Source organism: Bdellovibrio sp. HCB209 (assembly GCF_047306065.1).
Classification (GTDB): Bacteria; Bdellovibrionota; Bdellovibrionia; order Bdellovibrionales; family Bdellovibrionaceae; genus Bdellovibrio.
In genome coordinates, this window is record NZ_CP178618.1 from 2,889,023 (window position 1) to 2,902,668 (window position 13,646).

Genomic DNA, 13,646 nt, shown 5'->3' on the forward strand with positions numbered 1-13,646 from the left:
GCGGTTTAAGACTTTAGACATCACCGACTTTGGGTGAGGGAAAAGAAAAAGGCTCCGGGGTTACCGGAGCCTTAGAGCTATTACATCTTTAATTGTCACGTATGCTATTGCACAACAAAGTCAGAGAAGAACACGTCTTTCACAACACCCTTATGAAGGATGCCGTTTACTTCCATCGCGATCTTGTCTTTTAGGAATAACTTTCCTTGGATGCTCTCCAAGTCGTTAAAGCCTTCTTCGTTAAGGATACGAACGATTTTGTCACGGGCCTTGGCGCGATTCTCTGGTTCCATGACTTCTTCAAAGCCATCTTTACCCAGCATCTGCAAATTCACCTCAAGACGAATTGTTCTTTTAGGCTCCCCTTCTAGATTCACAGTGAACTTGTCCATCGTGAATACCATAGGTGCCAATTCTGTTTCCTCAGTGGAGGCTAATTCCCTTTTTGCTGATTCTTCGCTGATGACAGGGCTTTCCCAACCTATTGTCGAGGCATATACCATATAAGCGCCGCCACCCATTACAGCCAGATTCAGCACTGCAAATGCGATTTGCAGGATCATCCCTGTGTTCTTGGGCTTTGCCGGTGCTTGTCCCTGTTCTTGACTCTCTGCCATGTAAACCTCACTACAAAGAGACTATCGGAGCAACGGTCCTAGGTCTTAACGCCCTAACCCTCAATTTTTCTTAAGGATTCCCTAATGAATTTAGCAGTTTTCGTCTAATCTCTAGACATTTTCACGCTGAGACTTGACAAAAATAACGAGTCTTCCGAAATAATATATTATGAGAATTTTGCTCTCGGGATCCCTACTATTATTAGCTTGTTTGCCTGCAAGGGCGGAATCTGTATCTTCTGCACCGTCTCAGATTGGGGCAAGCGATTTGCTGCCAGCTCCACTGCTGCAGATCTCGGAGACAGAGGCCTTCTCTAAATTCGTATTCCTTGTTGATAAGGAAAAACGTAAGCTCACAGTTTTTGAGCGCAATGGCGAACAAATCAAAAAAGTTGAAGAGTACCCTGCTGACATCGGTGCGGCTGGCGGTAACAAAACTAAACGTGATGACAAGAAAACTCCGGAAGGAATCTATTTCTTGCAGAAGCGTCTGACTCAACCAGAAATTCCATTCAACCTTTATGGCGGTTTGGCTTTCACAACGAACTACCCGAACCTTTTCGACAAACGTCAAAATAAAACAGGTTCTGGTATTTGGTTGCATGCAATCCCCGACACGGTTCCTTTGACTCGTGGTTCACGTGGTTGTGTTGTAGTTCGTAATGAAGTTATTAAAAAATTGGCTGACTATGTGAAATTGAACGAAACGCCGATCTTGATCTTTGATCATGTGAGCTACGTTTCTAAAGATGAGCATGAAAAACGCCGTGTGGCTTTGAATACATTTATCGAAGGCTGGCGCCAATCTTGGGAAGCCCAAGACATCGATAAGTATATGGGCTTCTATGATGCTGAATTCAAAGCCCCTGGTTTTGACTTCGCTGGTTGGAAAGCACACAAATCCAATCTTAAAAAACAGTACGAGTTCATCAAGGTTCACCTTTCCCAACCTTACATCGTTCAACACAACGATCAGTTGTTGGTAAAAACGCTGCAACGCTATGAATCTGACAAGCACATCGACTACGGTGTGAAAACGATCTACGCGGTTAAAGCCGGTGACTCTTACAAAATCATTCGTGAAGAGTGGGCACCGTTCAGCCAAAAAGCTGTGACTAGCGCCATCGCTCACGAAAACTCTATGCAAGCGCAAGCTGGCAACATTCAGCAAACTCAGTAATCACTAAGGGGCGATACATGACTAAGAAAGCCCCTGCCGCTGCGAATTCGCACGTCCAAGATTTTCTTGCAGACTTAAAACTTCTTTCAAGTCTGCCAACTTCCAAAAAATATCAAAAGATCGTTTTAGACGAGTACCCACTCGATGCTCAGCTTTTGCATGCAAGCTCCCTGTACCGCGCGAGCCGCGAAATGTATCAGGAGCTCGGCGGAGTCTTTGAAGCCAAGGTCTGCTCAACGATGCGCTCTTTGAGTGCTCAGGATTTGTTTGCGGATGTAATTCAATACTCCCCGTCTTGGTCTGAGCTTTTGTGGTTTAAGGATCACTCTGACGAACTGGCTGATCCTGATAAGGAATTAGAAGCGTTAGGTCGCTTTAACGAAATCTCTTTGTATCACGAGCAGAATCACCGCGTGCTGTGGAGATTGCTTCCACCCGCACCGAAAGATGCCACGGCCTTTCGCAGATATTTGAATTTCGCCGAAAGCTTGGTGGTGGTTTTAGATTTAGCTTTGGGTGATGAGCTTGGTAAAAAGCTTTCGCCGATTTACGAAGATCTTAAGGTCATTTATAGATCTGGTGGAGAGCACTCTTACCACACGAAGGATCTTGCGACTTATCGCAAATACCTGCTCGCCATGGTATGCGCAACTTACTGCACGCTGGAACTGGTGAACCCCGAAGACATCGTCAAAGTTGTCGATTACGTTTTCCCAGGACAAAAGAAAATGAACAAGGATGCTACAGAGCGCAGCCTTGAAATCAACGAGCTCTTTACTCGCGTGACCAATCCTCAATGGCAGGAACGTTACTGGCAGGAAGCTCAAAAGAAGTTGGCTAAGATTCACAAGCCCTCGAAAGAGAAAGCCTTCGACATCGCTTCTGATCCCTTAGATCTGGAAGCTGAATTCGCCATCGCCCTTCGCGTTTTTGAATACTACGGTATTTAGAAATAAAAAAAGCAGCCTCTTGAGGGCTGCTTTTTCTTTTTAATTCTCAGAAATAACTACTGACCGATAAAGCGTCTGCATTCAGTAATGTTACTGAATGTAGTGTTGCTCTTTTGGATTGAACCGTTATTTACATTTACGCTGATCGCGATAAATGGAGCACGTGAGTCTGAATCTCTAGAACCACAAAGCGCTACGTTGCCGCCGCGGTCTGCTTTCATCAGTCTCAAGTTTTCGTTGCAATCACCTTTTGTCATCACAGAGCCTGCAATCTTAGTCAGCTGTTTACCAGCGATAACAGCCATGATCGTTGGCTCTCTGCCGTCGTTGTCTTTAGAAGAACAAACGAAAGTTTTATTTCCGATAACACGCGCTGATTTCAAAGCTTGATCACAGTCTTGTGCAGTTCCATAGATCGCACCCAACTGAAAAGTTTGAACGCCTTCACGAGCGGCCAAAGTATAAGGAGGGCGACCATCATTATCGCGTGGAACACACGACAAACTCAAAGAACCTGACTCATCCAAATCACCGTCTAAGATGAAACGGATAGAATCCAAATTCTTATTAATTTTTTCCAATTGTTCTTGAGACAACTGGTGGCCACGGTAACGAAGTTCCATCGCCACGCGATCTGCTTTTTCAACAACACGGTTCGAAGTTGGCGCCGCGAAAGAAGCCACAGAAAGCAAACAACCCATAACCACTACAGAAAGTGATTTCATAAGCACATCCTTTATATTTAAAAAATTATTATGCTGAGGGAGGCTTTATCACATTTTGTGCCAGCGAAAGCCGGGCCAAAGTGCACCGTATTGCCTATGAACTGTTGCCGTGGAAACAACAGGAACTATTTACCAAGCTGCCCAGGAGTTGCTCGGTCAGAATGAGGGCATAAAAAAAGCAGCCTCTAGGGCTGCTCTTTAACTCCAAACTAGGACTGCGAAGTCTTAGTGAGATTCTTCTGTAGAAGAAGATTTACCGTCGATAGTGAACTTCTCAACGTTGTGAGCAAGATCAGGAAGTTGCTCAAGGTGCTTTTGCATTTCTTCTTTTTTAAGCTCACCAGAATTGATTTTAGTTTCAGTCATTCTAGTGTCCCATTTAAGATTCTTGTTAGCTTCAGCCAAAGACATGCGTGCTCCTTTTAAATATATAAATCGCTAATCGTTATATCCAACTCCGACGCCCTTGTCCAGAGCCCCTCCCCAAAAAGCTAAAGGGCCCTTTTAAGGCCCTTTGAAGCTAGTTCCAGTATTTTGGGGGCTTGTCGTCTTTCTTCTCATTATCGACGACCAGGCGAAGGTTACGGCCCTTATTTTTGGCCTTTTTCTTAAAGTCTTGGCGAACAATCCAGGCTTTCACCTGAAGAGTGATGAAACCAGCTGCAATACCGCCCAGATGGGCCAGGTAAGCAACCTCACCACCCGTAACGCTTGAAGTCATCATGGAGGCGAACTGCACGCCTCCCATCAAAGCCACGAACCATTTGTTCTTCATTGGGAAGAGCATAAAGAAGTAAACGATGCGCTCCCCAAAGATGATCCCTTGAGCCAGCAAAAGACCAAAGATCGCACCCGAGGCGCCAACCACTGGAACGATTAAGCCCGTTTCAGAGCCCGTCGCCAAAGCCCAGCCCCAAACACCCACACAGTAGATGATCGCGGCACCGATGCCCGATGCGAAGTAATACGTCAGGAAGAACTTCGTGCCCCAGCGCTGTTCAAGCTCGGCACCAAAGAACCAAAGCATCAACATGTTGAACAAGATGTGCGTGACCTGCAAAGAGTGCACGAACATGTATGTAACCAACTGCCAGATTTCGAAATTAAAAAGGACCTTGCCCGGATAGAGCGACAACCATGGCGTGATAGGAATCTTACCGAATCCCTCCACCATTACTTGTAGAAGGAACCAAATCGCCACATTGATGATCAACAACCACTTCACTGCAGGAGTCAGCGGTGCTGTTTGAAAACTTACGCCTCTATTCATATCTTTTTAAAATACTCCAAAAACTTCTCATAGGTCTGCTCGAGACTTTCAACCAAGACCTTGGTCTCAGCAATCAATGGGAAGAAGTTAAGATCACCCGCCCAACGCGGAATCATATGATAGTGAAGATGTTCAGGAATTCCCGCACCCGCCACGGCCCCATGATTCAAACCGAGGTTAATACCGCCCGGTTCGTAGATCGAGTTGATCGCCTTCATTGTGATACGGATCACGTTCTGAAGATCAGTAAATTCAGCGTCGCTGAGTTTTAACAAATCCCCACAGTGACGACGAGGCAATACCAAGATGTGGCCACTGTTATAAGGAAACTTATTAAGCACCACCATGGAATGCTTCGTTTGATAAACGCACAAAGAATCAAACGACACTTCGTGTTTGGCGGCGTTACAGAAAACGCACCCCTCAGGCTTAATCAGCTTACGCACGTACTTCATGCGGTCTGGACGGAACAGAACATCACGTTCCATCGGCCAAACATTCTGATTAATACAGACCGCAGCTTTTTCAGCCGATGCAGATTTCTTCATCGGCTTTTTAGCAGCTTTCTTTTTAACAGAGGTTTTTTTCAGCGCTTTCTTTATTGCCATCAACTACTCCCAGTAGCCTGGCATCAAGTACAACGGTTGATTCAAGTATTGAGCACGAAGCAAGTACTTCACAGCACCTTCCATGTTCACACCTGGATTGATACCAGCCGCAACAGCGGCTTTACCTTTAAGGATGTCCGCGTATTCCGCCAAAGAGTTCAAATCGTCTTCCGCGTCTTTGTCACCGAAATCAAAGATGCTCATTTTCTTTTTAGGAACTTCAAAGACGTCGTAGTCTTTGCCAAGTTTCGCAAGATCTGCCGCCAATTTAATAGCGTCATCCAGGAAACCTTCTTGGTCCGCAAAGCCGACTTTCACCGCTGTAGAGCCTGTGAAAACACGACCGTCAGCATATTGAGACACAACGTCATCTTTAAGATTACGCTCTTTAGCTACGGCGCCGCGGAACTGTGCATAGACTTCGTTGATCATGCTTTGGAACAATTCTTTTTCATCAGCGCGCATCGCACGGTATTCAGCACCAGAGTCTTTGAATTTACCTGAAGTGATGGAATAACGAGAAACCTTAGCCCAGTCATAAAGCTTTTCAAGATTCGCGAATTCCATGATCACACCGATAGAGCCCACCAAGGCACCAGGAGCCACAACAATTTTATCGCAGGCGATAGCAGAGTAGTAAGCGCCAGAAGCCATCACTCCCGTCGTCACGCAAACGATAGGCTTTTTAAGTTCTTCACGTACTTTTTTGATGTGGTGAAAGATCTCTTGAGAAGGACCAACGGATCCGCCCGGAGAGTTGATATTGATAACGATCGCTTTCACGCGGTTGTCGTCAGAATATTTCTTAAGATTTTTTAGGAAGCGTTTCCCGTTTAGGATCACGCCATTCATTTCCAACTGAAGGATTGTGTTTTTAGCAGAGAGCTTTTTTTCTTGCTCACCGAACATTCCTGATCCGGCTTTAAGAACAGCGCCGATACCGATGAAAACTAAGATAATGATGATAAGTTTTTTGAAGAAACCATTCTTCTGCGCCACGCTGCCGACTCCTGCTGAAAATAAAAAAAGGGGAACCTTGTTAGGCTCCCCTTTTTCGACATTTCAGTCAATCGCACCGCAACGCGGTATGATATTACTGTTTGCCGTCAGTCTTCATGTTTTTCAACTGGTCAGCGAACAAGTCACCGAAAGTTGATTTAGAAGTTGCTGTTGCTTTCTTAACATAGTCATCAACGTCAGCTTTTGACTCACGAAGTTTAACTAGTTTTGCAGACAAACCGATCTTACGAGCGTCTTTGTCGATAGAGATAACTTCAGCTTTTACAGATTGACCTGGTTTAATGAAGTCTTCAACTGTGTTGATTTTATCAGTTGTAAGCTCAGAAATGTGGATCAAACCTTCGATATCAGACTCAAGCTCAACGAAAGCACCAAAATCAGCTGTTTTAGTTACTTTAACGTCGTGTTGTGTACCGATAGCGTATTTGTTCTCGATGTTAGCCCAAGGATCTGATTCAAGTTGTTTGATGCCCAAAGAGAATCTTTCGTTCTCGATGTCTACGCCTAGAACAACTGCGCGTACTTTAGCACCTTTAGCGAACATTTCGCTTGGGTGATTTACACGTTTAGTCCAAGAGAAGTCAGAGATGTGAACTAGGCCGTCAATACCTTCTTCGATGCCGATGAAGATACCGAAGTCAGTAACAGATTTAACTTCACCTTCGATGATTGTACCTGGAGCGTAAGACTCTTTAAGTTCAATCCAAGGATTTTGTTGAAGCTGTTTCATGCCCAAAGAAATGCGGCGGTTTTCAGTGTCAACTTCAAGAACTACTACTTCTACTTCGTCACCAACGTTAACGATTTGAGAAGGGTGTTTTACACGTTTAGTCCAAGACATTTCAGAAACGTGGATTAGGCCTTCAATGCCTTCGCCAAGTTCAATGAATGCACCGTATTCTGCCAATGAAACAACTTTACCTTTAAGCTTAGTGCCTGCTGGGTAAGAAGCTTTAACAGATTCCCAAGGATCGTTGTGCAACTGTTTCATGCCCAAAGATACGCGTTCTTTTTCTTTGTCGTATTTAAGAACTTTAACTTGGATTTCGTCGCCAACATTCAACATTTCAGAAGGGTGTTTTACACGGCCCCATGACATGTCAGTGATGTGCAACAAACCGTCCATGCCACCTAGGTCGATGAATGCACCGTAGTCAGTGATATTTTTAACGATACCAGTAACAACAGAACCTTCTGCCATAGTGTCAAGAGTTTGTGAACGCAAGCTGTCGCGTTCTTCTTCAAGAAGCGCACGGCGAGAAAGAACGATGTTGCCACGCTTTTTGTTGAATTTGATAACTTTGAATTTGAATTTTTTGCCCAAGTAAACGTCCATGTTGCGAACCGGACGTAGATCGATTTGAGATCCAGGCAAGAATGCTTTAACGCCGATATCAACGCTCAAGCCGCCTTTAACTTTAGCAACAACAGTACCTTCGATAACTTCTTCGTTTTCTGCTGCTTTAGAGATGTCAGTCCATGCACGTAGCATGTCTGCTTTATCTTTAGATAGAACGATCATACCGTTTTCGTTTTCGATACGGTCGATAAGAACTTCTACTTTGTCTCCAGCTTTCACTTCACGAACACCGTCAACAATACGGAATTCATTGATAGCGATCAAACCTTCAGACTTGTAGTTGATGTCCACTAGAACGTAGTCAGATTGAACTTCTACTACTGAACCAGTAACAACGTCGCCAACTTTGAAATCTTGCTCTTTCATGGACGCTTCGAATAGAGAATCGAATTCGCCTTTTTCAGATTTTTTAGCACCATAGATGCCAGGATTAGCAGCGACTTTAGAATCTTCTGCATCCAAGAAAGCTAGCACTTTCTGTTTTTCAAGTTCGGCCTTGTTAAGTTGTTTTGTCATATCGTTTTTTAAAAACCTCCACGTAGTAAAGCCTCAGGGACCTTACCCGTACCTTTCTTCGCTCTTTGGCGAAACAATGGTTTAGCGAGCTAAGGGGGCGGAAGTCAAAGGATTTACGCCCCTCGTTACCCTTTTCAAAAGGTGTCTAAATGTAAGCTAACAGGGGCTCTTGCCTCCCCCCTATTTTCCCTGCTGAACTCGAACATATTTGATTTGAGAGTACGGGAGGCGTGGTGAAGGTTTTTTCCATTTTTTTGTTCGCATGCTTAAGCGGTCCCTTTTGTTTCGCAGGACCCCAATTTCGCAGCCAAATTTCATCCGCTTTAGGCTTTATCGAGCACTATCAAACCACGGGGGAGGAGGGCTACGATCCCGGACAATGGATCGCCCGAGTCACCTCTTACCTGCCGAGTTCCGTGGGAGTTGGTAAATTCAATCACCCTTACGAAGAGCCCACTGCCTTTGTGGCAGCCTCTGTTGCCAATGTTTTGGCAGAGATTTATTTTTTAGCGCCCGAGTACAATTCCATTCCGCCGATGATTCGTAAAACAGTCGCAGGATTTCGTAATTATTATTGGGATCAACTTTTTAATTTTTATCCGCCGACAACTTATCGCGGAGTCAAAGTCCGACAGCCTCGTTACATGTATCTGGCTCCGCGCTTTAAAGGTTTTGCGAACATTCCTCCTGATGCCGACACCACTTCTGTGTCTTATGCGACCTTGCAGTACTTGCACAAAATTGAAAATGGCGAGCACAGCTATCAGCATCTTCCAGAATCTGTGGTGCGTGCTTTTTCTAAGGCTCGCGATGTTCAGCGCAAAGCCCATGTTTACAATGCGGGACAGGGACAGAAAAACACGGGCGCATTCTTAACTTGGTTGTGGGATGAAGATGATCCTAAGATGCCGCGCAATCTTTTTTCCCGTCCCAACAACGGAACACGGGTGCCGTTCAATCGCAATGATGTCGATTGTGTAGTGAATGCCAATGTTTTAAAAGTTTTGACGATGGCGAAAAATACGGATGGCCCGGGTTACAAGGCTGCCTGCAATCACTTGAATCGCATGGCGATCAAAAATGATTTCTTTTATTGCGGAATGTATTATCCCAGCCGTTATGTGCTGCCGTTTACGATGGCAGAAATCATCGACAAAGGCGGCAGTTGCCTAGAGCCTTCGCGTGACAACCTCATCGCTTTTATTTTGAAAAAACAAAAGCGCAATGGTGGCTGGAAGAACAAGTACATGAGTCGCCCGGACCGCATTCAATCCACCGCTTGGGCTTTAAGTGCTCTGGCCCAATTGGGTGATCCCAACAATCGCGAACATCGTGAAGCCGTACATGACGGTGCCAACTATTTGGCGGGAATGGCGACAAGGGACCGCCATGGCTTTGTGTATTGGCCGGGGGAGGTTTACTTTGCCGCGACCTTTGTGGCTCGTTATCCGGTCGTGTGGCGCTCCTCAGCCTATACGACAGCTACCGCCGTCAAAGCGCTGTTACTTGCTGAGCGTTTCTAACTATCTGTCCCGACTTGAGACAGTATAAAAATATATTTTGAGCTCCATAATCATCCAACATTCTATGCCTACTCTGATTTCACCTAACGAAGAAAGAGATCAGAGATGGCCAAAAAACTCACGACCACCTTATTGATTAGCTTAACTGTCGCGCTGCCGGCACACGGCTTTGAGATCGACAGTTTTTATCAACGCGATCGCAACATCAAAGACTCCACAACTGTGGTGAATCAGGAAGTAAATAAAAAGATTCAAACGGCCGTGTCGATGACGAAATCCTGCGACCTCAAAGAACTGTACACGAACGTGCGCAATCAGATTAACGCTGATAGCTCCGGTTTAGGTATCGTCGGCGGGATGGAAAATTGGGCCGAGAAAAACCCAGCGATTGAAAAAATCGATCCTCCCAGCACGGATGATTCCATTTATTCCAACACCTCATTTGAATCCGTTTTCAAAGTGGGTTTTTGGTTAAAACTTTGGGGCACGGTGAAGGAAAACTCCTCCACATCTGTCGCCAAAGCAAAACTTGCTGTGCGCAAACTGATGAGCAGTTCTTCAGATCCACTGGTGATCTGTAAAGTTCCTGACTCACAAAAAGAAGAAGCGCAAAGACTTGTTGAAATGTCGAAACGTAAAGGTCCTCCCGGCGGTCCCCCAGGCTCGCGTGGCGGACCGAATGGTCCCGGTGGCGATCATGAGGGTGGTCGACCACCGGGGCCACCACCTGGAGACATGCAAGGCGGACCTCCCCCTGGAGGCCCGGGTGGACCTGGCGGTCCGGGCGGCATGGATTCTAAGTTTATGGAAAGTGATGCAGGAAAATGTTTGAAGCTGGTTTTGAATTTCAAAGACCGCGGCGACAACGTGACTTTGCAAAGTGTTATCAAAGTAAACGGAGTGAATATCGGTTCAGATAAACTGGGTCACTTTTTTGACCAGGGTTTTGATCTTTTTCAAAAAGAAAACTCCGTGAGCGCCAACTCTTTGACGACTCAGGAAGACGGTTTGAACAAAGCTTTGGATTATAGCATGAGCACAGAAGACGGTATGTTTGGTTTAAAATCCTCGGGGGTGAAATCCTACGGAGATCTTTCTGCCAACTACGGTGGTTCGGTTTTCTGGAAAGATCTTTCCAGCGGCAGCAACCCGATTGTGAGTTGCCAAGATGGTAAATTCAAGGTCGCGCGCAGTTTTGATTTCAAAGACTACGTGACGGAGGCTTGGGATGAGGGCATCAACTGTTCGGAATACAGTTCTGATTCGATGACTCAGAAGGTGGCGGAAAACTTGAAATCAAGAAACTTGTCTTGTCCTGTAGAAGTGGCAAAATGTCAGGGACTGGAAAAGAAATATTCAGCCCAAGTTTTGAATAAGATTTTAAGTCCGACCTGCAAAAAGGCAATGACGGCCGCTAGCGGTTCTAACTCAGTGAGAGGTACTCAATGATGACGTTTATTGCAACCTTTATCGCTTCGCACTCTTTGTGGGCTGCGAATGGCAATTTCAAGGAAATGAAATCGCAATTTGAAAAAGCTGTCTCTTGTCGTGTTCAACCGGCTAAGGCAGATGCGACCCAATTGGTGAATTCGGTGAACTGCTATCAAGAAGTCTTTTCTGAAAAGATGGACACTCGCGAACAAGGTGGAATGTCGTACTGGTTTAACAACCTTCAGTCCGTTAAAAAAATCTGGGCCTGTGATGGCAAAGAATATCAGCTGAAAAGCTATCACGCTGTCACACCTTATTTTATTTGCGTGAAGTTGTCTGAGCCCGAGACAGGCGAAACCACCAAGCTGGTTTTCTTTAAGAAAGAAAAATCAGGATTCAAGATCTCGAGCATTTACACTCCTGCCAAATGGTAAGGAGTGTTGTCATAACACAAAACGGGCACCTGCTTTTCTTCAGGTAGGTGCCTATTCAGTCCTCCCCTCCCAATGCAACTGTTAGCTTAAATAGGTCACATTCAAATTCATTTTTTGAAAGGATCTATTATGAGCGCGCATTTCACTGTCTCTGACGGCACAAAGATTTTTTATAAAGACTGGGGCCAAGGGCAACCCGTTTTGTTTTCTCATGGATGGCCGCTCACGGCTGATGCGTGGGATGGACAGATGTTGACCTTGCTGAATGAAGGCTACCGTGTGATTGCTCACGATCGTCGTGGTCATGGACGCTCTTCACAAACAGCCGAAGGCAATACGATGGATCAGTATGCGGATGATTTAGCAGAGCTGATTGATCATCTGGATTTGCAGAATCTTATTCTAGTCGGTCACTCCACAGGTGGCGGCGAAGTGGCCCGTTACATCGGACGCCATGGAACGACTCGAGTGGCAAAGGCTGTTCTGGTGGGAGCCGTGCCTCCCCTGATGTTGAAAACACCGCAAAATCCTGAAGGGTTACCGATTGAGGTTTTTGACGACATCCGTAAGGCCGTTGCTGACAACAGATCCGAGTTCTTTCGAGAACTTCCTAAAAAGTTCTATGGCTTTAATCGCATGATGAATAAAACCTCCCAAGGAATTATCGATTCATTTTGGTTGCAAGGTATGATGGGCGGAATCAAGCCGCTGTACGATTGCATCAAGCAATTCTCAGAGACTGACTTTACCGAGGATCTAAAAAAGATCGATGTACCGACATTACTGATCCACGGCACCGATGATCAAATCGTTCCGATCATTCCCGCCTCATTGGAATCTGCGAAGCTGATCCCTAATGTGACTTTGAAAGTCTATGAGGGCTCATCCCATGGATTGGCCCAAGTGGAAGCAGATAAGTTTAATACCGATTTGCTGGAGTTCTTTGGCACTGAGGCAGACATCACCGCAGGTCGCAACCAAGGCCGCCTGGGCGACGAGCTCAGCTCTAAACATCACTAAAGAAAAAGGCCGTTGCGAGACGGCCTTTTTTTTTATTGGAAAACACTTCGGCAAGAAAGCCCTTTGGGATTGTAGACCACCGGGAAGTTGTGAATCTTACGAATAAAGCGATTGTCCTTTGAAGGAACTGCAAATGGAGCCCTCTCCCCCTCCGATGAAATTCCGTTTTTAGACATCAACTCATCAAGGCGATATCCATTGAACAAATCATTATACGCGTCGACGACCCAGTCCACACCATTTTTACGAATAACGGTGAAAGCATGGTCCTCATTGTACAGATAATAGTTATAAACTCTTGCCACATCCGCATAGACGAAGTGATTGGGAACGCCCGCAGCCTTTAAAGCAAAATGTAAAACCATGGCATGTTCCCGACAAACTCCCGCTTGGCAGCTGACGTATTCACTTAAAGGAATATCCTCGCCAGCCACACGATACTTTTTCAGCAAACGACGATAATAGGGATTGTAGTAGTGTTGATATTTAAAGACGTCCTGACGAACGACCTCTAATACCATACCGATCTTATCCCACTCATCGATTTGCAAAGCACCGATGGATTCGGACTTCTTCATGATCGCCTGCAAAGGTTCTGATTTCAGATCCATTATATAGTCCGGCTGAATGCCTTTGTGCCCCACGGATCCGTCGATATAAGCACCCTCTTTGATATCCACGAAGCCGCCTTCAATACGCTCGAAGGCGTCCTTATTAGACGGGCCTGCCTTGGCAACCGAAAGGCTTCCAAGGAGCAGTACCGCTGCTATAAAGGATTGAAGGACTTTAAAAGACGACATACTCAATATAAGAAGCAATTAATAAGCCACCCATAATCTATTGTATCAATCTGGGAAGCCTTGTGCTGATCAGTCCGTTGACAGCGCGGTGACAAAACGCCGAATCCTCCACAGAAGTTAAAAAATGGAATGAGGTCGTAACGTTTTAAGTGACTGGAATCACTCAAAAGTTCCAGTGTGCCAACTGCGCCT

Annotated in this window: 14 protein-coding genes; 6 read left to right on the top strand and 8 right to left on the bottom strand. The window is 45.5% G+C overall.

What is annotated here, in order from left to right; all coding sequences use genetic code 11:
• Positions 1–104: 104 nt before the first annotated feature.
• Positions 105–617, bottom strand: coding sequence for a flagellar basal body-associated protein FliL (gene fliL, locus ACLVWP_RS13990; RefSeq protein ID WP_413558092.1), 513 nt, complete (start codon positions 615–617; stop codon positions 105–107).
• Positions 618–786: 169 nt separating this feature from the next.
• On the opposite strand from fliL, the gene ACLVWP_RS13995 reads away from it, so the two are divergent.
• Both ACLVWP_RS13995 and ACLVWP_RS14000 read left to right on the top strand, forming a co-directional pair.
• A complete protein-coding gene (locus ACLVWP_RS13995; RefSeq protein ID WP_413558094.1) occupies positions 787–1,797 on the top strand; it encodes a L,D-transpeptidase family protein in 1,011 nt (336 codons plus the stop codon).
• Positions 1,798–1,814: 17 nt separating this feature from the next.
• A complete protein-coding gene (locus tag ACLVWP_RS14000) occupies positions 1,815–2,747 on the top strand; it encodes a hypothetical protein (RefSeq protein WP_413558095.1) in 933 nt (310 codons plus the stop codon).
• 56 nt (positions 2,748–2,803) lie between these two features.
• Here the strand turns inward: ACLVWP_RS14000 and ACLVWP_RS14005 are convergent, their stop codons facing one another.
• The 6 genes from ACLVWP_RS14005 to ACLVWP_RS14030 form a co-directional block, all read right to left on the bottom strand.
• Positions 2,804–3,472: a hypothetical protein gene (locus ACLVWP_RS14005; protein WP_413558096.1), complete on the bottom strand. Its 669-nt coding sequence runs from the start codon at positions 3,470–3,472 to the stop codon at positions 2,804–2,806.
• Between the two features lie 225 nt (positions 3,473–3,697).
• Entirely contained in the window at positions 3,698–3,883 is a 186-nt protein-coding gene (locus tag ACLVWP_RS14010) for a hypothetical protein (protein ID WP_413558098.1), read from the bottom strand.
• 109 nt (positions 3,884–3,992) lie between these two features.
• A complete protein-coding gene (locus ACLVWP_RS14015) occupies positions 3,993–4,742 on the bottom strand; it encodes a rhomboid family intramembrane serine protease (RefSeq protein WP_413558100.1) in 750 nt (249 codons plus the stop codon).
• Entirely contained in the window at positions 4,739–5,350 is a 612-nt protein-coding gene (locus ACLVWP_RS14020) for an HIT family protein (RefSeq protein ID WP_413558101.1), read from the bottom strand. Before ACLVWP_RS14020 ends, ACLVWP_RS14015 begins: the two co-directional genes overlap by 4 nt.
• 3 nt (positions 5,351–5,353) lie before the next feature.
• Positions 5,354–6,349, bottom strand: a complete 996-nt coding sequence (gene sppA, locus ACLVWP_RS14025) for a signal peptide peptidase SppA (protein ID WP_413558103.1) — start codon at positions 6,347–6,349, stop codon at positions 5,354–5,356.
• 94 nt (positions 6,350–6,443) lie between these two features.
• The gene (locus tag ACLVWP_RS14030; RefSeq protein WP_413558105.1) at positions 6,444–8,246 is read right to left on the bottom strand and encodes a 30S ribosomal protein S1; all 1,803 of its coding nucleotides are present in this window, start codon (positions 8,244–8,246) and stop codon (positions 6,444–6,446) included.
• A 233-nt stretch (positions 8,247–8,479) separates the two neighbouring features.
• Between ACLVWP_RS14030 and ACLVWP_RS14035 the strand changes: the two genes are divergently transcribed.
• The 4 genes from ACLVWP_RS14035 (at position 8,480) to ACLVWP_RS14050 (ending at position 12,654) form a co-directional block, all read left to right on the top strand.
• Positions 8,480–9,769 carry a hypothetical protein gene (locus tag ACLVWP_RS14035; protein WP_413558107.1) on the top strand — a complete coding sequence of 430 codons (1,290 nt, stop codon included), beginning with the start codon at positions 8,480–8,482 and terminating at the stop codon, positions 9,767–9,769.
• A gap of 105 nt (positions 9,770–9,874) precedes the next feature.
• On the top strand, positions 9,875–11,218 hold the full coding sequence (locus ACLVWP_RS14040) for a hypothetical protein (protein WP_413558108.1): 1,344 nt from the start codon (positions 9,875–9,877) through the stop codon (positions 11,216–11,218).
• Positions 11,215–11,634 (top strand): hypothetical protein, encoded by a 420-nt coding sequence (locus ACLVWP_RS14045; RefSeq protein WP_413558110.1) that lies wholly within the window; start codon positions 11,215–11,217, stop codon positions 11,632–11,634. Before ACLVWP_RS14040 ends, ACLVWP_RS14045 begins: the two co-directional genes overlap by 4 nt.
• Positions 11,635–11,763: 129 nt before the next feature.
• On the top strand, positions 11,764–12,654 hold the full coding sequence (locus tag ACLVWP_RS14050; protein WP_413558112.1) for an alpha/beta fold hydrolase: 891 nt from the start codon (positions 11,764–11,766) through the stop codon (positions 12,652–12,654).
• Between the two features lie 32 nt (positions 12,655–12,686).
• On the opposite strand, the gene ACLVWP_RS14055 is transcribed toward ACLVWP_RS14050, so the two are convergent.
• On the bottom strand, positions 12,687–13,454 hold the full coding sequence (locus ACLVWP_RS14055; protein WP_413558114.1) for a hypothetical protein: 768 nt from the start codon (positions 13,452–13,454) through the stop codon (positions 12,687–12,689).
• Positions 13,455–13,646 lie beyond the last annotated feature (192 nt).